Here is a 20,423-nt window from a genome sequence, read left to right on the forward strand (position 1 = left end):
GTATTTTTTTGTGTTGATTTTTGGGATTTCTTTTTGCTTGTGGTAAAATAAAGCTATGACGAAGGATAAGGTGTGGGGAAAGAAAAAAGTCCTAGTGGCGGGGTTGGTGATTTTAGTGATAATAATTGTGGGGCTAGTAGTGGGGAATGTGATTTTGGTGACTAATCAAAAGAATCAGGTTGATGATAGACAGGACGAAGAGAGTGAACATATTGAAAATACAGAGGATTATGAGATTGTAGTGGAGCTACATGGTGCGGAGGGGAGTTCATCGACAAGTGCGAGTGGGAGTGGCAAATAGATATGCGGGTTAAGAAACAGACGATTTTTGTAATATTATTGATGGCGTTGTTCTGCGGTAGTTTGTGGCTAGGAGGGCAGGAGGCGCATGCTGATGGCTGGTCGTTTAGTATTGAAGCATTTGTGAATTATTCTATTAGTGGTTGTAGTGTAAGCGGGGGTGAAGTGATTTGCAGCTTTAGTATAAAACCGCAGGAGAATTTGACAAAGGCCAGTTATACTGGTCAGCCCCCTAGACAGGATATGCAGATAGACGTAACTCCAAAAGGTTCTTATGGTATGACGGCATTGAAAGACAAATATTTGGGGTATTGGCATTACAGTGAAAATGCATCGCAATTGTTGGATATTCAAAATCCGACTTATTCTTTGAAAATAGATAAGAGTAAATTGAAAAAACAAGAGAATAAGGGAGATGTTACGGTAATTACTTACACTGGGCAGTTTTGTTTTGATGTGGATGTACATTGGCGAGAGTATGGGTATAATAACGTGACTCATGGCGGAGACAGCAACTTCTGTGGTGATTTCAGTGTACAGGAAAGAATACCTTCTGAGTTTAAAGGTAAGTCTAGTGTTGGATCGACGACGACCGATTGGGTAAATGCGACAATTTCGAAATTGAAAGTGATTAATGATTGCGCGGCGGATGGATGCGACGTCAAGTTTGTGCATAGCCTGAAACGTACTGCTGGCTATGGGACATCTAGCTATGAGATAAAAAGAACATCGAATTATTCTAGACTAGGAGTGAACGGTAAAACTTTAAAGACTGGTAGTGAAAATTTTAATAATGGAAGTGAAAGAGAGGAATATAGTGAGACTGTAAAACTCGTTCCGGGTCAGGTGGTGTGTGAGGATATGAGGTTTAGAATTAATAGCAATAATGAGTATAGAACTACTACGGTTTGCGCGATGGCTTTGGGCAATGTGAAATCTACTATAGAGCAAAAGGTAGCCAATAGTAGCGTAGGTAAGTATAGTGATATGCAGGCGTTGGTATATGCTAAGCCTGGTGATACATTGATATATGAAACAACATACAATCCGGCTGTGCAATACGCTTATTATTTGGGCGCACAAAGAGTGAAGATAGATAATGGCGCAATAATAAATCCTTATTCATTCTTGTCTACGCTCGGTTCGGCATTTAATTATTATAAAGGAAGTGGTCTTGGAACTTGGCACAATTCTTTTACGGTGTCCGGGGATAAGATTAGTCTTTTTAGGAATTATTATGAAGATGAGAAGTATAATGGCGATATTACTAGGCGGATTGAACGTAATAATTATGAAGTGAGTAATCCGGTAGATGTAGGTAGAGAGCTGACTGTTGTTGCGGAAACTAATTTAAATGATAGCACCAAGACTACTCCAAGTGAGATTAGTTTTGTAAAATACAAAGATGGTGAAAAGTATTATAGTTTAGGAAATGTTAAGACAAATAGGATTTGGGGCTCTGCTAGTGCTCTGGTGCCGTATAATTTTGTTAACAAAACGGAGATTTCCTCGATAGATCAGCTGGTTTACGCTGGCGAGACGGCCAATATTGCCTACAAAGTTGTTACTGAACTAAAAGAAAATAATTTGTTAGAGGATACTTATGCCACTGTGGCGAAGAATGCAAAATGGAAGATGGAAATTTGCTATGGCAATGACTACGAGAATTGTTATTGGAGTGAGGAAAAAACTGGTAATTTGCATGAGAAAGAGGATATCTGGGATGAATCTACAAAAGAGGATGATAGTACAAAAACGCAGATCGTTGTTCCAGATGTGCCAGCAGGGACCAAAATTTGGGTGAGGTCGGCGGTATATCCGAAAGATAGTGGCGGGGATGATAATATAAAGCCAGACTATTATGATCCGAATGATCCTAATTCGTGGGCTTATTCAGATTGGGCAGAGCTTACTGTGGCAAAAAAGCCGAGTTTCCAGGTGTGGGGCGGAAGCATATATTCGGCTGGTAATATTAGTGTGAACACGAGTGAAAAACAGCATGTGTTTGGAGTCAACAATTTTGAGGAGGTATTGAAGAGTAAGAACAATACAAGTTATATTTTTGGGCCCTGGACAGAGTTAGGGTTAGTAGCAAGCGGTAGCGTTGTGGGGCTTGCTAGTGGTGCTGGTACTGGGTATGCCGAGGCTAGTGATGCCCTGTCTGTGCCAATACCCGATGAGCATCTGGGGGGTAGTGAGGAATGGGACGTAAATTACTGTTTGAGGAGTACGCTTAGCTTTGCAAATAGCAATTGTAATAGTAGCGTTGGTGGCCTGAGTGGTGTGAGCCAGGGCGATAACAGAGAGGCGTTGATAGCTAGGTTCGTGGATGATGGTGGGAGCGATATTAACCGAGTTGATTTAGCTGGCGATTTAGACAGTGTAATAGTTGAAAGTGGTACTAATCTATATTATAAGGATGGAGATTTGAGGATTGCTGGTGATGTAGTTTACGGTGATGCTGTTTATAGTACGCTAGCAGAAATCCCGAAGACTATTATTTATTCTACTGGTAATATCGTGATTGATTGTGATGTAGAGAGGATTGATGCTGTATTGATTGCTAAAGGCGACATTAATACTTGCCCGACTGACGTGATTGATGGACAGGAAGACCGTGACAACAAGGATAATTCTACGCCGTTGAAAATCAATGGTTCTACGATTTCTGATACGCTGACGCTAAATAGAACTTATGGAACAGCGACTGGAGTGAACACTGTAGTGCCGGCGGAGGTGATTAATTATGACACGACTCTGTACTTGTGGGCGAATGGAAAATCTGACGTGACTAGGACTGGAAAAATTGTGACAACATATCAAAAAGAGTTATCGCCGAGATATTAAGATTTATTTTACGACAGCGAACTTGTTTTTACCTTTTTTGATAACGGCAGTTTGATTGAGCGTAATGTCTTCAGTAATTTTGGTGCCATTGATGGAAATAGCTCCGGCACTAATGAACTCACGTGCTTTCTTTTTTGATTCGGCAAGATTGGTAATAGTGAGAGCATCTACTAGACTAACGTTTTTTGAGATGGTAGGTAAAAAATTGGCAAATTCGGAGATTTCATCAGTGGAGAAATCGGCAAAATTAGTGTTTTTGTCAAATAGTAAATTGGTAAGATTCTCGATGGCTTTGGCATTCTCCTTGCCGTGTACTATTTCTGTAACGTTTTTAGCTAAGGTTTTTTGGGCGAAGCGGTCTTCTGGATGTTCGGAATGGCGACGAATGGTAGTCTCAATATCGTTTTTATTGAGTAGAGTGTAGATCTTGAGGAGATATTCTACGGAACTATCAGGTTGATTGAGCCAGAATTGATAAAAATCGAAAATTGAAGTGTAATTACCAGATCCGTTGTCGGAGCTAGCGAGCCAAACAGCATTACCTTCGGATTTGCCAAACTTGCGTCCGGTAACTGGATCAATGACTAGAGGGGTAGACCAGACGTCGGCGTCGGCGTTCTCCAAGCGTTTAATCAGATGTATACCGGAAGTACAGTTGCCGTATTGGTCGGCACCACAGAGTTGTAAGGATACGCCATGCTCGCGGAAAAGATGCAAAAAGTCATATCCTTGGATGAGAGTATAGGAGAACTCAGCATAGGAGATGCCGGACCCGCCAGTGCCAATGCGGTTTTGAACGAATTGGCGGTCTAGGAGTTGAGTCATAGAAAAGGCTTTACCAACTTCGCGGAGGAAATCTAGATAGTTGATATTTTTAAACCAGTCATAGTTATCCACCATGGTGATGTCGGTGGAATTGATTATTCGCTCAATTTGCGATTTAATACAGCGTTTGTTGTGTTCTACTTCGTCTAGGGATTTGAGGTCGCGTTCACTGTTTTCTTTTGGGTCACCGATTTGGCCGGTGGCGCCGCCAACTAGAAGGTATGGTTGATAGCCATGTCGGATAAAACATGCACACATCATGAGTGCAGCGAGATTGCCGATAGTAAGAGAATCAGCGGATGGGTCGGCTCCCCAGTAGAATTTTTTGGATTCGCGATTGTCGAGAACTTTAGGATCTTTGATGGTGGTCTCGGCAGTGAAGCCACGATAAATCAATTCTTCGGATAAATTCATAATGTAATATTAGCATATTTTATAGAGTAGCACCAGTGCGAGCTTTGTTGGCCCATTCGTCGGCGAGCTCGTTATATTTAGTGCCGGCATGGCCGCGGACCCAGATGAGCTTGACTGGGTATTTGTGGTAGAGTGTGTATAATTCTTTGACGATGTCGAGATTCATGATTTCTCCTTTGGATTTTTTCCAACCATGTGATTGCCAGACGTCGGCCCATTTGGTAAGGACGTTAATCCAGAATTCAGAGTCGGAGTGAATTTCGCAACCTTCGATGTTGGCGTACTTGATAGCAGCAATCATAGCGAGGCCTTCCATGCGAATGTTGGTAGTGTGAGCTTCGCAACCTAGTGCTACGGGATTACCTGTTGTGCCGTCTATTACAGCATAGCCACCGGGGCCTGGGTTAGGTGACGCGCTGCCGTCCGTCCATAGGGTCTTCATAGGAAAATTATATCATAGGCGTGTTATAATCGTAGGTATGAAATATTTAGCAGTTTTGGGGCGACAACCAGAGGTATCAGCGGCGGAGCTAGGTGCTTTATATGAAGATGTCGAACTATTATCTGGTAAGGTAGCTGTTTTTGATTCGGAACAAGAGCCTGATATCGCTCGTTTGGGTGGGGTTTTGAAAATTGCTGAGAAGATGGAAGCTAAGCCACTAGTGTATTTATCGGGTTTGTCTGGAGGAAAGATTACACTGGGGATTTCTGATTATTCCAAGAGTGCTTCACGAAAGAGTGCTATGATAGAGGCACTAAAATTGAAAAAGATTTTGATACGGCATGGGCAGAGTGTACGAGTGGTGGAAAATAAGGAAGCGACGCTTTCTACTGCGACTTCTTTACATAATGGGCTCTCCGGCAAAAATGAACGTAAAATTGAATTTATCAAGGTGGATGATGTTTGGTATAAAGTAATTGGAGTGCAAGATATTGGTGCGTATGCAAAGCGTGACCAGGCGAGGCCAGCGCGGGATGCAAAGGTGGGTATGCTACCACCGAAGTTGGCTCAGATTTTGATAAACCTGTGCGGAAATCTGAAGCCAGGTGCGGTGGTTTTAGATCCGTTTTGTGGGACTGGAGTGGTACTGCAAGAGGCGTTGTTGATGGGATATAGGGCGTACGGGACTGATATTAGTGAAAGGATGATACAATACAGTGAAAAAAATTTGAATTACTTTGGTTTTGATGGGTATAATGTAGAAGTTGGTGATGCGACGTCTTTTAAATGGTCACAACCTATAGACGCGGTAGCTTGTGAAGGATATCTTGGTAAACCGATGTCACAGATTCCGTCTGGCGTCAGTCTGAAAGAAGAGAAACAAGAATGCGGGACGATAGTTTTAAATTTTTTGAGAAACTTGGTGGAGCAGATTGTGCCTGGCACTCCGGTAGTAATTGCAGTGCCGGCCTGGCTGAGAGAAGATGGTGAATATTCTCGTTTAGAGGTTGTTGACAAGATAGACGAACTGGGGTATAATGTGGATAATAAAATGCGCGAGGGGCTTCTTTATCATCGAGAAGGGCAAATCGTAGCAAGAGATATAATAATTTTAAGGAAGAAATAAATGTCACATGTGAAAGCTGGCGGTACCGCCAAGAACGTCCATAATAATGCTGGCCAGCGCCTAGGCGTTAAGCGTTTTGGTGGCCAGAAAGTTAAGAATGGCGAGGTTCTAGTTCGTCAAACTGGGGCCACGAAGATTGCTGGTCCAGGTACCTATATGTCACGTAATTTTACTATTCATGCGGCAAGGGATGGTGTGGTAACTTTTGTGAAGACAAAAAAGACACATTTTTCAGGGAAGAGCCTGCCGCGTGTTCGTGTAGAAGTGCGCTAATTGAGATTAGATAACCCCCGGATTGGGGGTTATTTTTTGTGATATAATCTTTTTATGGCTAAGAAGAAAAAGTTGAAGTTCTCTTTTCGGGCGATCTTGTCTGTGCTAACGGTGATTTTGGTAGGGTACGTAGTTTATCGGAATTGGCCGGATATTTTGGATACTGTTGACCATTTGGGTGAGACGAATGTATTCGTACTACTACTTTTGATACCGGAACAACTATATATGTATTATGCTTGTGGTCAAATTTTTTTCTCATATCTTAGGAATCGGAAGAATGTGCAGAAGTTTTCTGGAAAAGAGATTTTGTTGATTTCAACGGAGTTAAATTTTGTGAACCATGCTATACCGGCAGGAGGAGTGGGTGGATTGGCATTTTTGACTTATCGGCTTTTACCGTACAATGTGACGGCAGGGCAAGCGAGCTTCTTGTATCTTTTTCGTTATGCAGTGACGACAGTAATTAATTATGTGCAAGCGCTGATTGCTATAGGGGTATTATTGATTTTAAATTTAATACCAGATGAGGCGAAATGGATTATACCGGTGTCGCTTTTGATGAATATGGGTGTATTTTTCTTCCTGTGGTTGGTAATTTATGTTGCTAGTAGTGGGAAAAGGATTGAATTTTTTTCGAGGACGGTTTCAAGAATCATGAACCGTGTAGTGAGGATTTTTACATTTGGTCATAAGCGTCAATTGATGAAGTATGAGAAAATTAGCAATTATTTTGCAGACATCCACGAAAGTGTTAAGATTGCGAAGGAAAATAAGCGATATCTAAAGAAGCCGGCGGTATGGGGCGTAGTCTATAGTTTTTGCGAAATTGCTACTTACTGGATTGTGGCGATTTCTTTGGGAAGGCCAGAACTTTTGCCGTTTATTATGGTGGGAGAAGCGATTGGCTCGGTATTTGACGGAATTGTACCATATGGATTGTATGAGCTTGGCATGGCAGGGGTTATGATTGCACTTGGAGTAGATTTTCCCACGGCGACGATAATTACGGTAATGACAAGAGTTGTTACTTTGTTGTTTACTATTGTTTCGGGATCGTGGCCTTACTATCGAGCGATACGAGGTAAGAAAAATGCAGAGCGAGATTAAGCTTACACCGACCGAATTTTTGGCCGTGACAAATCAAAATTTAGAGTATGCTTTTAGTGGGGTGACATTAGAGGGTGAAGTAGTAAGTTTTAAGATTAATCAGGGGAAATGGGTATTTTTTGACGTAAAAGATGCGGGGTCGAGTGTATCGTGTTTTATGACACTTTTTCAATTGAGAATGCCCTTGAAGGATGGGATGAAAGTGACAGTGCGTGGTGTGCCGAAGGTGACAAAATGGGGGAAATTCTCTTTTACGGTAACTGCAGTGATGCCGGTGGGAGAGGGAAGTCTGAAAAAATCATATGAATTGTTGAAGAAAAAGTTGACGAACGAGGGGCTGTTTAACGTGGAGCGAAAGCGTCCACTGCCAGGAGATTTGACTAGATTGGGTGTAGTGTCTAGTGTTGATGCGGCTGGCTATGCTGATTTTGTGAAAATTTTGAATGCGAGGTGGGGTGGCATAGATGTGCAGGTGGCTCATACACAAGTGCAAGGTATGGATGCTCCGGATCAAATTATTAGAGCGTTAAAATATTTTAATGAGCGTAGCGAGGTTCAAGTGATTGCAATTTTACGAGGCGGTGGGTCAGCGGATGATTTGGCTTGTTTTAACGATGAGGAGTTGGTACGGACGATTGCGGCATCTAAGATACCAATAATTACTGGCATAGGGCATGAGGTAGACGAATCTTTGGCCGACTTGGCTGCAGATGTGCGAGCTTCAACGCCATCTAATGCAGCGGAAATGCTGACTCCGGATAAACGTTCGATAAAAATAACCGTTAATGACTCTGTGCTAAGGGTAAAGAACGTTGTGCTGAATAAGATTGAGTCAGCCAGTCGTGAAAAGGTAGAAAAGATGAATCAGTTGTCACGAGATATTAAAGGTCGGATTGATAATTATGCGAGTGGGCTGGAGCAAAAATTGAAAATTTTAGAAGCATTAAATCCGGAGGGTATTTTAAAACAAGGTTATGCGATTTTGACAGGGAAGATTTTTCCCGGTGATGTTGTAAAAATTACAACATATAAACAAGAAATTAAAGCAGAGATAAAGGAGGTTTATGAGCGATAAAATGAGCTTAAAGCAGAAAATTGAATTGTTGGATGATAAAATAGAATGGTTTTATTCGGATGAGTTTGATTTGGCTAAGGCTGAGGAGAAATATAAGGAGTCAACTGAGCTGGCGAAAGAGATAGAGAAAGATTTGTCGGAGCTTAAGAATAAGATTGAAGTTTTGGCTGAAGATTTTAGTAAATAGTGTGGTATAATGGGCTTATGGATAATGGACAAATGCCTCCGGTACAACCAGTGCAAGCTATGCCGCCGGTGCAGTCGGCTCAGGTGATGCCGAATGGCATGCCAATGGTGCAACAAGTACAGGTGGTGCCAGAGAAGAAGAAAGACATAGCTGGTTTAGTAAAAACTATTGTAATTGTGATGGTTTCTTTGATTGCTGTGACTTTTATTGGGTTGTTTATTTGGATGTTTGTACAATATAATGACGTGCAAGCGGATGTTGATGGGCAGATTAATATAGCAGTGGCAGAGGCTAAGGATGAGCAGGCTATGGAAGATGAAGCGGAGTTTTTGGAACGAGAAAAATATCCATATAAAACGTTCTCTGGGCCGGCGGATTATGGTCAATTAACTTTTGAATATCCAAAGACTTGGAGTGTGTATGTAGCAGCAGCGGCGACTAATGGTGGTGATTTTAACGCGTACTTTAATCCAATTCAAGTTGACGCGGTGGGCAAGGAAACCATCAATGCTTTGAGACTGACAATTAGGGATAAAAGCTTTGAAGATGTGACGGAAGAATATCAAAAGGCGATGGATAAAAAGAATTCGAATTTAACAGTGGAGTCGGTTACGGTTGGGGATGCAGCTAAGAACAGTGAGGTTACGGCCAATCGTTATACTGGTACGATCCCGAATACAGATTTAAGTGGTTATATTGTGGTCTTTAAGATTCGGGATAAAACAGTGATTTTGCAAACTGATAGCGTGTTGTTTAAAGATGATTTTGACAAGCTGCTGGGCACTATAGTGTTTAACTCTTAGTCTAGATGGTGTTATAATGGGGGTATGGATAAGGAGGTAGATGGGATTTTGGTGGCGGCGCATGAGTTAAAAGCGCCTTTGGCAGTGTTGAGACAATTAGCTTTATCGTTTGGTGAAATGAATGCGGGTGGTGAGCATATTCGTACAGAGATGGTGAGCGTGTCAGAAAGGGCGATAAAGCAAGTGAATGATTTAGTGAAGATTCGTCGTTTGGAGGATGGTCTGTTCTCTATGGAACCAGTGGCGGTGAGAGAAGTGTGTGATGCAGTATCCCATGAACTTAGGTATTTATTCCGTTACAATTATAGGGATTTACATATTAAGTATACTAATAAGTCACGTTTAGTAACAGCAAATCGAGATTTGCTCTATAGTGTGGTATATAATTTTCTCCTAAATGCGATGCATTATTCTGATGACGGAGCAAGAGCAGAATTAGTTGTGCAAGATGCAGCGGATAAGGTAAAAGTGACAATACGGGATTATGGCCCGACTTTGCCAATAGACATATGGCGTGAAATTAAGAGAGGTTGGATTGAGAAGCCCACTTCTATTGCAATGCGGCCGGGTTCTTCTGGGCTGGGTCTTTATATCGCCTCTAGGTTTTCACGATATATGCATGCGGATGTTGGTGCGGTAAGACATCGGGATGGTACGAGTTTTTATGTAAAACTGCCAATTTCTAAACAGGCGAGTTTGTTTGAATGATTTTTGTAATTGATGACGACGACATTATGGCGGAGTGTGTTGTTCGGGCTATTAACCGCAAAGAGGTACAAGTTTTTTCTAGTGCAATAGAGGCGATGAACGAGATTGCGGGGGGTAATGTGCCGGAGATGATATTTTTAGATATATTACTTGATGGGCCAGACGGGTTTACTTTTTTACAAGATCTGGTTTCTTATGCGGATACGGCGGTGATACCGGTAGTCATTATATCGTCACTGGACTTTAGTGGAAAAGATATGTCTGCGTATGGAGTAGTGGGAGTATTAAATAAGGATATTATGAAGCCGGGAGATATTAGAAGATATGTTGAACAATATGCGTAAGGATGTACGGACTTTGGGGTATGTGTTGAGACGTACTAACTATGGTGAAGCGGATAGAATTTTGGATATCATCACGCCGGAAGGTAAACTGTCGGTGATGGCGAGGGGCGTACGAAAGGAAAGATCTAAATTAGCGGGAGGAGTGGAACTATTTACTTTGACGGATTTTAATATTCATCTGGGAAAAAGCGAATTGGGGGTGCTGACTGGGGCTAAGATGGTGAAGCATTACAGCGATATTATTAAGGATTTTGACAAAATAGAGCTAGCTGCTATGGTTTTGAAGCGAGTTAGCAAGGTAGCTGGTGATACGGAGAATGCAGAGTATTTTAGAGTAGTAGATCAGGGGCTGATGGCTTTGAATGATGGAGACGATTTGGGATTAATCGAGGCTTGGGCGTTATTAAACATTAAAAAAGCGATGGGTGAGGAAGTAAATTTGTACCGTGATTTAGCGGGTAAGAAGTTGTCTTCGGAGGTGAGTTATCGTTGGGATGAGATCGAGCAAACTTTTGTGGAGGATGCAAATGGGAGGTATGGTGCAGATGAAATTAAGTTACTTAGATTAATAATAAGTAGTGACTGGGGGATGGTGCGGCGAGTAAGGTTGGAAAGCGGGATGGTGGAGCGGATTTTGTGGTTGGCGCGCACAGTGGTATAATGTAAGGGTAAAAATAAGGAGATAAAATGGCAGATTTTAATAAAGTTTTGACACCTGGGGATTATGAAAAAGGTGAATTGAATGTAGTAATTGAGATACCAACTGGGTCAAATCATAAGATTGAGTGGGATCGTGAGCATGCTTGTTTTATGTTGGACCGAGTAGAGCCGGTGGCGTTTGCGAAGCCTTGTAATTACGGCTTTATTCCACAGACGATAGATGAAGATGGTGATGAATTGGATGTGTTGATGATTACTGATCAGCCACTTACAACTGGAATTTGGATGAAAGCAAAGATTCTTGGCGTGATGAAATTTGTGGATGGTGGCGAAGTGGATGACAAAATTATTTGTGTGCCGGCGGACGATCGCAATAATGGTGATAAATACCAAAAATTGGAAGATTTGCCAGAACAATTAATTAGACAAATTGAATTTCATTTTAATCACTATAAGGATTTGAAGAAGCCTGGCACAACAGAAGTGAAGGCTTTTGAAGGCGTAAAGGAAGCTAAGGAAGTGATTAAAGCTTCGATTGAACGTTATGAAGAAGCTCACCCAGAGTTAAAAGTAAAGAAGGGTGTAGAAAGTGCTATGGAACAAGCAAAAACGGCAGTGTCTGGTACGATTGATGCGGCTAAAAAGGCAATTAAGGAAGTCACAAAATAGTTGGCTTAGCTATCAAAATACCCCCAAAAGTGGGGGTATTTTTTGTTGGAAACTGATTATTTTTCGTTTTCTTCAGTGGTTTCGTCGATCTCTACAGAATTATCAGAATCATCTTCAACGTCATTGAAGTTCATATTTTTAAGCATTTCCATAAATTCAATTTGTTGTTTGACGTCAGAAGCAGTCATTTCGGCGTATTGATCTTCGGTCATTTCGACTACGACGTATTTGCCATTGACGGAAATGTTCTTAACGCCAGTTTGATCTTCAGCATTTTTGTATATCTCAAGGGCTGATTTGGCAGTGGCGGTGTCGGCAAATTCCATATAAGTAGTCATACCGGTAATACTGTCACCAGAGTAGTTGTAAACGATGTGTGTCTTGATTGGCGTTAAGGTTTCCTCTTCTGAATCGGTTTGGTCAGAGTCAACGGTTAAGACGTACTTAGCGTCATCTGAGACAAAGTATGCGTCGTTTAGTGTAGCGGAGCCTCCACGAGTGGCGAAGAATATTGCAACCGCAACCACTCCGATTACTAGTACGGCTGCACAGATACCGATGATTAAGTTTTTATTGTTTTTCTTAGCTTTTTCAGCCATAATATCTCCTTATTATGGTGGTATTATAGCATAAGTTGTTATAGGTCCGCAATGTCCACTCTGATTTGTTTAGTAGTGTCGCGATCACGAACTGTGACGGTGTTATCTTCTAATGTATCAAAATCTACTACGATACATTTTGGTGTACCGATTTCATCTTGTTTGCGGTAGCGTTTCCCGATATTGCCGGAGTCATCCCATGTTACGTAAGTGTATTTAATGCGGAGTTGGTCGTAGACTTCTTTGGCCTTGGCGACTAATTCTGGTTTGTTTTTTAGGAGTGGGGAGACGCAGAATTTATGTGGTGCTAAGTTTTCTGGAAGTTTTAGTACGATGCGCTTGTTCCCGTCAATCTCTTCTTCTATATAAGAGTTGGACAATATAGCCAAGAATAGCCTTTCTACGCCTATGGATGGTTCGATCACGTGAGGAATGAAAGTTTCGCCGGTAACTTTGTCGCGGTACTCCATGGATTTGCCGGATTCACGTTCTATATTGGCGAGGTCAAAATCGGTACGATAAGCCAAACCCATTAGTTCTTCTTGGCCGTTTGGATAGTCGAACATAAAATCTACGGTGCGTTTGCTGTAGTGGGCGCGGTCGTCTGCTGGGACTTCGTAGTCGTGCAGTTTATCTTTGGATAAACCCATGATTTTTTCTAAGAAGTGATGATTTTCGGATAAGAGTTTTTCAAAGTTTTCTTGCCAAGTGTCGGGATGCACAAAATATTCAATTTCCATTTGAGTGCATTCGCGGTCACGCAAAATGAAATCGCGAGGACTGATTTCGTTGCGAAAAGCTTTACCTTGTTGAGCGATACCAAAAGGCAAGTTAGGGTAAATGGTATCGATGACGTTTTTGTAATTAGTAAAGATGCCTTGGGCAGTTTCGGGGCGAAGGTAAGCGATGGAGCTATCGTCATCTACGGCACCAACGTGAGTTTTAAACATCATATTAAATTTGCGAATTGGTCCCCAATTTTCTTTACCACAGACTGGACACTTGGTGTGAGTAGCCAGAAATTGCTCTGTAGTAACTGACTCGCTGATACCATCAGCGATTTTGTCTGCGCGGAAACGAGATTTGCATTCTTTACACTCTACTAAAGGATCGGCAAAAGTGGCGGTGTGACCAGAGGCGACCCAGGTCTTGGGGTTCATGATGATGGCAGCGTCTACTCCGTACATGTTGTCACGTTGTTCGACGAAGTAGCCCCACCAAGCATCCATGATTTTTTTCTTCAACATGATGCCGAGAGGTCCATAGTCCCAGGTTCCAGCCATACCGCCGTACACGTCAGAGCCTGGAAAAATAAAACCGCGACGTTTACATAAACTCACAATATTTTCTAGACTATTCATGAAGTAATTATAGCACAGTGTAGGGAATTATTTTTTAGGTTAGAAAACGATTTTGTTAAAATGAGAAATTATGGTATAGTATAAATATGACTGGGAATAAAAAGAAGAAATATAATGTTACGAAGCGGACGTTGTACTATTTTTGGAAGGCGTTGATGCGATGTAAGACCAGAACTATCTTGGTGCTGCTTTTGGTGCCGACTTGGATTTTTGTGTCTAACGTAGTAGTGCCGTATGGCACATCGGAAATTATTGGGAAATTATCTGGTGGTGATTTCGAGATTGAGAATTATGTGGGGATATTACTTTTGACGATTATTCCGGCTGGATTTAATAATTTGTTTGTGATACGAGCGATAGATTGGCTAGATTGGTCTTTGGACGCAAAATGTGGGGAGTATTTATCGCAGCTTGCGTTTAGCGCAGTGATAAATCAATCTATGACGTTTCATAGTAATCGTTTTTCAGGATCATTAACTTCACAAGCTAATAAATTACCGAACTCATTTATACGATTAAAATCTGGATTTGTTTGGGATTTGTACCCCTTGTTGTTGACGGTGGTTTATTCGGTTGGAGTGGCTGCGGCGGTATGTTTGCCTTTTGCGGTGATTTTAGCCGTTTACGCGATGGTGTATATGACGGTTTCTATTACTACGTATCGCAAGACTGGATATGCAGAAGAAAAATTAGCAGAAGCAGAGAATAAGCAAACTGGGCAATTGGCGGATTCTATTACGAATGAAATTTCGGTAAAATCATATGCGAGAGAAAGGTATGAGGGGACAAGATTCGCTGAAACTACGAGACGTACTAAAAAAGCGACATTTAATTTGGCAAAGGTTTCAATGATAAGAAATTTTTCAATGAATGTGATAAATATGATAACTTTTGCTGGCTTGTTGGTTTTGATTGTAATGAGCCGCGACCTATTTGGTTTGACAATTGCAAATATAATATTTTTATATTCTTTAGCTAATTCTTTGCTTTCTAATGTGTGGACTATGAATCATATATTAAGAAATATAAATCAGTCGTTTGGTGATGCAAAAGAGATGGTGGAAATTTTGGATATGCCATATATTGTGGATGATAGAACCGACAAGCCTTTAGTGGTGAGGGATGCGACGATTGATTTTAGCCATATTGCTTTTCGGCATGAAGAACAAAAAGAAAAATTGTTTGAGAACTTTGATTTAAAGATATCTGCTGGGATTAGAGTTGGGTTAGTAGGTGTGAGTGGCTCTGGCAAGACGACTCTGACTAAATTGTTGTTAAGATTTGCGGATGTAACTGCAGGTGCAATATATATAGATGGGCAGGATATTCGGGACGTGACGCAGGGTTCACTTCGTGAAAATATTGCCTACGTTCCGCAAGAATCTTCGTTATTCCATAGAACAGTGTTTGAAAATATTGCTTATGGTCGGCCGGGGGCGACTAAAGAAGAGGTGTTACGCGCGGCGAAGTTAGCTAATGCCGATGAATTCGTCAAGAAATTGCCAGATGGTTATGAAACGATGGTGGGAGAGCGAGGCGTGAAACTTTCTGGCGGGCAGCGACAGCGGATAGCGATAGCGCGAGCAATTCTAAAAGATGCACCGATATTGGTGCTAGACGAGGCGACTTCGGCGCTAGATTCGGAAAGCGAAGCTTTAATACAAGAGGCGCTAGTGAATTTGATGAAGGGACGGACATCGATAGTGGTGGCACATCGGTTATCTACGATTGCAGGTTTGGATGAAATCGTAGTGTTAAATGACGGTAAGATTGTGGAGCAAGGCACGCACGCGGAGCTATTAAAACAAGGTGGTGAGTATCAAAAATTGTGGTCGCGGCAATCCGGCGCGTTTTTAGATGAGGGCTAGTTGTTTTTAGCTTGGGTTGATTTTTTTGGCTTCAAAAAATACGGTGGGAACAGCTGGTGGGGGAGTAAAATCGGCAGGTTTTAATGGCAAACGGATTTTGGTTTGGTAGTCTTGAATAAGTTGCAAGCCGAGCTGGGAAGTGTAGTGACGATCAGTATTTAAGAGTTTGAGCGCGAATTGTTTTTGAAGAATAAGGTAGAAAGATTCTGGTTGGTCTTCGGCTTCGATAAGTTTGTGAATAATTTTGGAACTAAGATGGAAAGGTGGGTTACTAAAGATTTTATATGGCGTGGATGGTAATTTATAGTCTAAGAAATCTTGTTCGACGATTTCGACGTTTTTTATATTGCGTTTGACGAGATTAGTGCGGAGCTTGGCGGCGGTGGTATGATCTGGTTCGATGGCAATGACGTGATGTGCCCGGTGAGCAAGTGCACTAGTGATGACGCCGGAGCCGGCACCGATTTCGATGACGGTGTCGCGTTTTTTAAGATTGGAATGGCCGATCAAAATTAACGCAAGCCTTGGGGATTTGAGGAAATGTTGGGATAAAAGGTGGTTACGCATTCAAATCTAGATCGTTGGTTTCGCCGGTGGAGAAATCTTTAACCTGGAGTTTGCCAGAAGCAACTTCTGATTCGCCGATGACTATGCCATTTTTGGCGAGTTTAGCGGCGTAGGTGAGTTTATCGCCGAGTTTTTTATCGGTGAGGACGACTGTAACGGAATAGTTTTGTTGGCGGAGTTTGGCGGCGGTACTAAAAGCGAAGTCTAACTCGTTTTCAGAAATTGGCACGATAGCGTAATCTAGGACTTGGGCGGGTTGTTCTGGTAAAAGTTTCCCTTCGTTTAAAACGTAGAAAAGACGAGTAAGGCCAATAGAGCCACCGACGCCGGGGAATTTTTGGTCGGTAAAGTAACCAGTAAGATTTTCGTAACGGCCTCCACCACAAACGGAGCCGATATTTTTGTATTCTGGTAGGATGAATTCGAAGACAGTGCCGGTGTAGTAATCTAGCCCGCGAACGATTTTCATATCGGCAGCAATTTGATTTTTGAGGCCCATAGTTTCTAGTAGATAGAGGGTTTGGTCTAGTTCGGCGACGCCTTCTAGGAAGGTAGGATTGCCGATGTTTAGATTGCTGAGATTCTTAATTACGAAAGAACGTTCGCCGTGGAGGTTCATGAAAGCGAGGATTTTTTTGGTGTTTTCTTCGGAAATGCCGATTTCGGTGAGATTCTCGGTGGTTTTTTCAACTGGGACTTTTTCGGCATGGTCGATAATACCGTAAATGTCGGTTGAACTTTCGGTGAGATTGAGTGCTTCTAATAGGCCAGTCAAGATTTTGCGGTTGTTAATACGAGCGAGGACTGGAGTTTTGAGATTAAAGCTTTTGAAAGTCTGGAGTAAAGTAGAAATCACGTCAGCGTCGTAAGCGAGGGGGAGATTATTGCGACCAATGACGTCGATGTCGCATTGATAGAATTCACGGAAGCGGCCTTTCTGGGCACGTTCACCGCGGAAGTTAAGCCCAATTTGGGAAACTTTAAATGGGAAAACTAAGTTATTTTCGTGTTCTACTATGTAGCGGGCGAGTGGTACGGTGTGGTCGAAACGAAGAGCCTGATCAGACTCATCGGCAGTTTCGGCAGTCTTGACGACTTTGTAGATTTGTTTTTCGGTATCACCGCCGGCTTTGGCAAGAAGGATTTCAGTACGTTCGATGGAGGGGGTTTCGATGTCTAGGTAACCGTGGCGATGGTATACTTCGTCAATTTTGGTTTTTAGATTATTGAAGATAGCCTGGTTTTCAGGTGTGAGTTCCTGGGTCCCAGAAATTGGTGAAGTATTTACTTTTTTCATACTTTTAATTATATCATAAGTATGGTATAATAGATATGTTGGTTCTGTAGCTCAGTTGGTAGAGCAGAGGCCTGAAGAGCCTTGTGTCACTGGTTCAAGTCCAGTCGGAACCACCAGTTCCTTTTAGGGACTGTCGGCTCCGGGACTGAAGTGAACGGAACCACCATGCGATCGGGCGGTTAGCTCAGTTGGCTAGAGCGCGTCTTTGACGTAGACGAGGTCACAGGTTCGACTCCTGTATCGCCCACCATATTAACAATCTGGGTCGGTAGCTCAGCTGGTTAGAGCACGGGCCTTTTAAGCCCGGTGTCGAGGGTTCGAGCCCCTCCCGACTCACCATTATGGGAATTTGCGAAAACCATAAGTTTAAAGATGAAATTAATTCCCAGACATCGTTCCGTATCTAAAGCGTAAGTGTTTTGACTTTTTGTTGGTAGTTTGGTATATTTGAAGTAATATAATATTTAGCTAAAGGAGTAATAAATGTCAAAAAGAACATCGTATGAAACAATGAAATCATTTAGTTGGATTTATGTTATTGTTGCTTCATTCTATGCTATCGGTACAATTATTTGTTTTGTCATACCAGAACTTCGCAACGGCTTGGAGGAAAGCCTAGGCGGTGGCGAAGGAATGATAAAATTTGGTATTACGGCCGGAATTACTATTTTGCTTAACTTGTGGTATTTCTGGCTTGCAAGAAGAGTTGCAGCCAAAAAAAGCGACGGTGTGCTCTATGGAGTTTTATTGATTTTGGGTATTGTTGGCGCTATTGTAACTTTCTTTACTACAAAAACTAGTGTTACAGGCCTTTTGTCGCTCGACTTCATTATTGATACGATAGGTCTTTATTATCTTGCTCAGGTGAGAAAAGAAAATAAATAGTTAGTGGTGATAAGAGTAGTTGGCCGTTACTCTATTAGAGAAGAGTTTAAATACTTAATTGTTTGAGTGGTCAGGGTTATTCGCTTACTGCGAACGAATCTCTGGTGTGATAGAATGTGTTGGAGGTTTTGTTATTTCTTTATAGGTTATCATCTCTTTGTCTATATATGTATACCTCAGAACTTGCATGGCATTAGTACCGGGTAGTCTTTCTTAGGTATTACCTTTATCTTTGCAGTGTATTCAGAGTGCTCCAGGCACCAGCCCACAACCATACATAACCGAATAGATACATCTACTCGCCCTTCATCATGTGTTGTATTAAAAAATCCCCTCCTTGGAGGGGATTTTTGTTTAGAGATAATTATTTCTTTTTGGTGTTGTCGGCGATGTCTCTAGTGTTGCGCCAGATCATGATGAACATCATAGTTGCTTCGTAGACGAGGCGGATGATGATTGGGCCAAGTATGAGGAAGAGGATAAACATCAAGAATCCGTAGCCACCAAGCGCAATAAACGAGAACGAATAGAGAACCGTGAAGATAGTAGCAACGTAGTAGACAACTTTCAAGATTGGTTCGATCCACATGATCTTAAAGGATAGAAAATCCTTTAGCCATTTAGCAAATTTGCCTTTTGGTTCGGTTTTGGCGTTGACGAAGAGAAAGTATACTAGGATACCGCCAACAATGGCAAGAATTGCGGCAATAATACTCCAGATGCCGATACCTGCAGCAGTGGACGTATAAGAGCTACTCGAATTTAAGCTATTTAATAATTGGTATGTCTCATAATCGGACATATATAACTCCTTTAGTTAATGTTACCTTAATTTTAGCATAAAAAATTCAAAAATCTAGAATATTATATATAATATACTCTATGAATAGAGTGCCATTGGCTGAGCGTATGCGCCCGCAAAAATTGACGGAAGTGCTGGGGCAAGAAGACATTATAGGTGATGGGAAGATTTTGACAGAAATAGTAAAAAATGGTGAACCAGTGAACCTGATTTTTTGGGGCCCACCAGGGACGGGTAAGACTACGTTGGCACGGATTTTGGCGCGTGAGTTTAAAGCTGATTTTGTGGAAATATCTGCAGTGACGGCGGGTAAGAAGGACGTAGAGGAAGTGGTGTCGCGGGCAAAAGTGAATTGGAATTTAAAAACACGGACGATTTTGTTTGTGGATGAAATCCATAGATTTAATAAGGCGCAACAGGATGCTTTTTTGCCACATGTGGAATCTGGGTTGATAATTTTGATTGGCGCAACTACGGAGAATCCATCTTTTGAAGTAATTTCTCCGCTTTTATCTAGGTCGCGAGTGGTGGTCGTATCATTACTGTCCAAGGATGCTATTTTAGAAGTGCTAAAGCGGGCGTTGAAGGCTGAAAAAGCTACGAAGCGCGTAACAAAAAGAGCACTGGAGTTATTAGCGGAACTATCTGGTGGAGATGCTCGTTCGGCTTTAGGAGATTTGGAATTAGCTTTGTCTTTGGCAGAGAAAATAGATGAGAAAGTGGTGCTTGAGGCAGCGGGCAAAAAAGTGCCCGGCTATGATAAAAAGGGCGATAAACATTATGACACTATATCGGCATTTATAAAATCTATGAGAGGAAATGATGTAGATGCGGCGTTGTATTATTTGGCACGGATGGTACAGGCTGGAGAGGATCCGAAGTTCATTGCGCGGCGGATGGTGATATTTGCTTCGGAGGATATAGGCTTGGCTGGTAATGGTGCCTTATCTTTAGCTACGGCGTGTTTCCAGGCAGTAGAGAGGGTGGGAATGCCAGAAAGTGGTTTAATTTTGGCCCATGTTGTGGTGGCGTTGACGAAGTCAAAAAAATCGCGTGCGACTACAGACGCTTGGTATGAGGCTTTAGATTTGGCAAAAAAGACCCCGAACGAGCCAGTGCCGACATGGTTAAGGAATGCTCCAACTAAATTAATGAAGGACTTGGGGTATGGAGCGGGGCAAAAATGGGAGGCCGGATTTCATCTTGATAAGAATTATTTGCCGGATAGCATAAAGAACGAAAAGATTTTTGGCGAATAGAC

General features: G+C 42.0%; 21 protein-coding genes, 3 tRNA genes and 1 pseudogene. 18 read left to right on the forward strand and 7 right to left on the reverse strand.

The genetic code is table 11. The annotated features are described in order from the left end of the window. Window positions 1-55: 55 nt before the first annotated feature. Together G3RUM_RS00335 and G3RUM_RS00340 are read left to right on the forward strand one after the other, a co-directional pair. Window positions 56-301, forward strand: a complete 246-nt coding sequence (locus G3RUM_RS00335; protein WP_129734270.1) for a hypothetical protein — start codon at window positions 56-58, stop codon at window positions 299-301. A gap of 2 nt (window positions 302-303) precedes the next feature. After that, window positions 304-3,147, forward strand: a complete 2,844-nt coding sequence (locus G3RUM_RS00340) for a hypothetical protein (RefSeq protein WP_129734272.1) — start codon at window positions 304-306, stop codon at window positions 3,145-3,147. A 3-nt stretch (window positions 3,148-3,150) separates the two neighbouring features. Here the strand turns inward: G3RUM_RS00340 and tyrS are convergent, their stop codons facing one another. Both tyrS and G3RUM_RS00350 read right to left on the reverse strand, forming a co-directional pair. Then, complete coding sequence (tyrS, locus tag G3RUM_RS00345) at window positions 3,151-4,386, reverse strand: tyrosine--tRNA ligase (RefSeq protein WP_129734274.1); 1,236 nt, start codon at window positions 4,384-4,386, stop codon at window positions 3,151-3,153. 19 nt (window positions 4,387-4,405) lie between these two features. Continuing rightward, window positions 4,406-4,828 (reverse strand): ribonuclease H family protein, encoded by a 423-nt coding sequence (locus G3RUM_RS00350; protein WP_129734276.1) that lies wholly within the window; start codon window positions 4,826-4,828, stop codon window positions 4,406-4,408. Between the two features lie 37 nt (window positions 4,829-4,865). Here G3RUM_RS00350 and G3RUM_RS00355 point away from each other — a divergent pair, with 37 nt between their 5' ends. The 10 genes and pseudogenes from G3RUM_RS00355 to G3RUM_RS00400 all read left to right on the forward strand — a co-directional run. After that, window positions 4,866-5,954, forward strand: coding sequence for a methyltransferase domain-containing protein (locus G3RUM_RS00355; protein ID WP_129734278.1), 1,089 nt, complete (start codon window positions 4,866-4,868; stop codon window positions 5,952-5,954). Beyond that, window positions 5,955-6,227 (forward strand): 50S ribosomal protein L27, encoded by a 273-nt coding sequence (locus G3RUM_RS00360; protein ID WP_129734280.1) that lies wholly within the window; start codon window positions 5,955-5,957, stop codon window positions 6,225-6,227. Between the two features lie 54 nt (window positions 6,228-6,281). Next, complete coding sequence (locus G3RUM_RS00365) at window positions 6,282-7,337, forward strand: lysylphosphatidylglycerol synthase domain-containing protein (protein ID WP_129734282.1); 1,056 nt, start codon at window positions 6,282-6,284, stop codon at window positions 7,335-7,337. Continuing rightward, a complete protein-coding gene (gene xseA, locus G3RUM_RS00370) occupies window positions 7,321-8,412 on the forward strand; it encodes an exodeoxyribonuclease VII large subunit (protein WP_129734284.1) in 1,092 nt (363 codons plus the stop codon). The genes G3RUM_RS00365 and xseA overlap by 17 nt, the downstream gene beginning before the upstream one ends. Beyond that, complete coding sequence (locus G3RUM_RS00375) at window positions 8,402-8,599, forward strand: hypothetical protein (RefSeq protein ID WP_129734286.1); 198 nt, start codon at window positions 8,402-8,404, stop codon at window positions 8,597-8,599. The genes xseA and G3RUM_RS00375 overlap by 11 nt, the downstream gene beginning before the upstream one ends. Before the next feature lie 17 nt (window positions 8,600-8,616). After that, window positions 8,617-9,402, forward strand: coding sequence for a hypothetical protein (locus G3RUM_RS00380; RefSeq protein ID WP_129734288.1), 786 nt, complete (start codon window positions 8,617-8,619; stop codon window positions 9,400-9,402). 24 nt (window positions 9,403-9,426) lie between these two features. Further along, the gene (locus tag G3RUM_RS00385; protein ID WP_129734290.1) at window positions 9,427-10,110 is read left to right on the forward strand and encodes a sensor histidine kinase; all 684 of its coding nucleotides are present in this window, start codon (window positions 9,427-9,429) and stop codon (window positions 10,108-10,110) included. Continuing rightward, entirely contained in the window at window positions 10,107-10,454 is a 348-nt protein-coding gene (locus G3RUM_RS00390; RefSeq protein WP_129734292.1) for a response regulator, read from the forward strand. The genes G3RUM_RS00385 and G3RUM_RS00390 overlap by 4 nt, the downstream gene beginning before the upstream one ends. Beyond that, window positions 10,435-11,115 (forward strand): DNA repair protein RecO, encoded by a 681-nt coding sequence (gene recO / locus G3RUM_RS00395; RefSeq protein WP_129734294.1) that lies wholly within the window; start codon window positions 10,435-10,437, stop codon window positions 11,113-11,115. The genes G3RUM_RS00390 and recO overlap by 20 nt, the downstream gene beginning before the upstream one ends. A 26-nt stretch (window positions 11,116-11,141) precedes the next feature. Beyond that, window positions 11,142-11,666: pseudogene (locus tag G3RUM_RS00400) on the forward strand (inorganic diphosphatase); the annotation flags it as partial. 173 nt (window positions 11,667-11,839) lie between these two features. Here the strand turns inward: G3RUM_RS00400 and G3RUM_RS00405 are convergent. Beyond that, a complete protein-coding gene (locus G3RUM_RS00405) occupies window positions 11,840-12,382 on the reverse strand; it encodes a hypothetical protein (protein WP_129734298.1) in 543 nt (180 codons plus the stop codon). Window positions 12,383-12,420: 38 nt separating this feature from the next. Continuing rightward, window positions 12,421-13,743, reverse strand: coding sequence for a glycine--tRNA ligase (locus G3RUM_RS00410; protein WP_129734299.1), 1,323 nt, complete (start codon window positions 13,741-13,743; stop codon window positions 12,421-12,423). A gap of 86 nt (window positions 13,744-13,829) precedes the next feature. Here G3RUM_RS00410 and G3RUM_RS00415 point away from each other — a divergent pair, with 86 nt between their 5' ends. Further along, complete coding sequence (locus tag G3RUM_RS00415; protein ID WP_129734301.1) at window positions 13,830-15,611, forward strand: ABC transporter ATP-binding protein; 1,782 nt, start codon at window positions 13,830-13,832, stop codon at window positions 15,609-15,611. A 6-nt stretch (window positions 15,612-15,617) separates the two neighbouring features. Here G3RUM_RS00415 and G3RUM_RS00420 read toward each other — a convergent pair whose 3' ends face one another. Continuing rightward, window positions 15,618-16,178: a ribosomal RNA small subunit methyltransferase A gene (locus G3RUM_RS00420; protein WP_129734303.1), complete on the reverse strand. Its 561-nt coding sequence runs from the start codon at window positions 16,176-16,178 to the stop codon at window positions 15,618-15,620. Next, window positions 16,171-17,475, reverse strand: coding sequence for a histidine--tRNA ligase (gene hisS, locus G3RUM_RS00425; protein ID WP_129734305.1), 1,305 nt, complete (start codon window positions 17,473-17,475; stop codon window positions 16,171-16,173). The genes G3RUM_RS00420 and hisS overlap by 8 nt, the downstream gene beginning before the upstream one ends. A 40-nt stretch (window positions 17,476-17,515) precedes the next feature. Here hisS and G3RUM_RS00430 point away from each other — a divergent pair. From G3RUM_RS00430 to G3RUM_RS00445, 4 genes are all read left to right on the forward strand, one after another. Next, window positions 17,516-17,591 (forward strand) — tRNA-Phe (locus G3RUM_RS00430). A 57-nt stretch (window positions 17,592-17,648) separates the two neighbouring features. Continuing rightward, window positions 17,649-17,725, forward strand: a tRNA-Val gene (locus G3RUM_RS00435). 12 nt (window positions 17,726-17,737) lie between these two features. After that, a tRNA-Lys gene (locus G3RUM_RS00440) sits at window positions 17,738-17,814 on the forward strand. Between the two features lie 144 nt (window positions 17,815-17,958). Further along, a complete protein-coding gene (locus G3RUM_RS00445) occupies window positions 17,959-18,360 on the forward strand; it encodes a hypothetical protein (RefSeq protein ID WP_129734307.1) in 402 nt (133 codons plus the stop codon). A gap of 364 nt (window positions 18,361-18,724) precedes the next feature. Here the strand turns inward: G3RUM_RS00445 and G3RUM_RS00450 are convergent, their stop codons facing one another. Next, the gene (locus tag G3RUM_RS00450) at window positions 18,725-19,162 is read right to left on the reverse strand and encodes a DUF4282 domain-containing protein (protein ID WP_129734309.1); all 438 of its coding nucleotides are present in this window, start codon (window positions 19,160-19,162) and stop codon (window positions 18,725-18,727) included. An 80-nt stretch (window positions 19,163-19,242) separates the two neighbouring features. On the opposite strand from G3RUM_RS00450, the gene G3RUM_RS00455 reads away from it, so the two are divergent. Next, complete coding sequence (locus G3RUM_RS00455) at window positions 19,243-20,421, forward strand: replication-associated recombination protein A (RefSeq protein WP_129734311.1); 1,179 nt, start codon at window positions 19,243-19,245, stop codon at window positions 20,419-20,421. Window positions 20,422-20,423: the final 2 nt, after the last annotated feature.

Source organism: Candidatus Nanosyncoccus alces (assembly GCF_004138395.1).
GTDB lineage: Bacteria > Patescibacteriota > Saccharimonadia > Saccharimonadales > Saccharimonadaceae > Nanosyncoccus > Nanosyncoccus alces.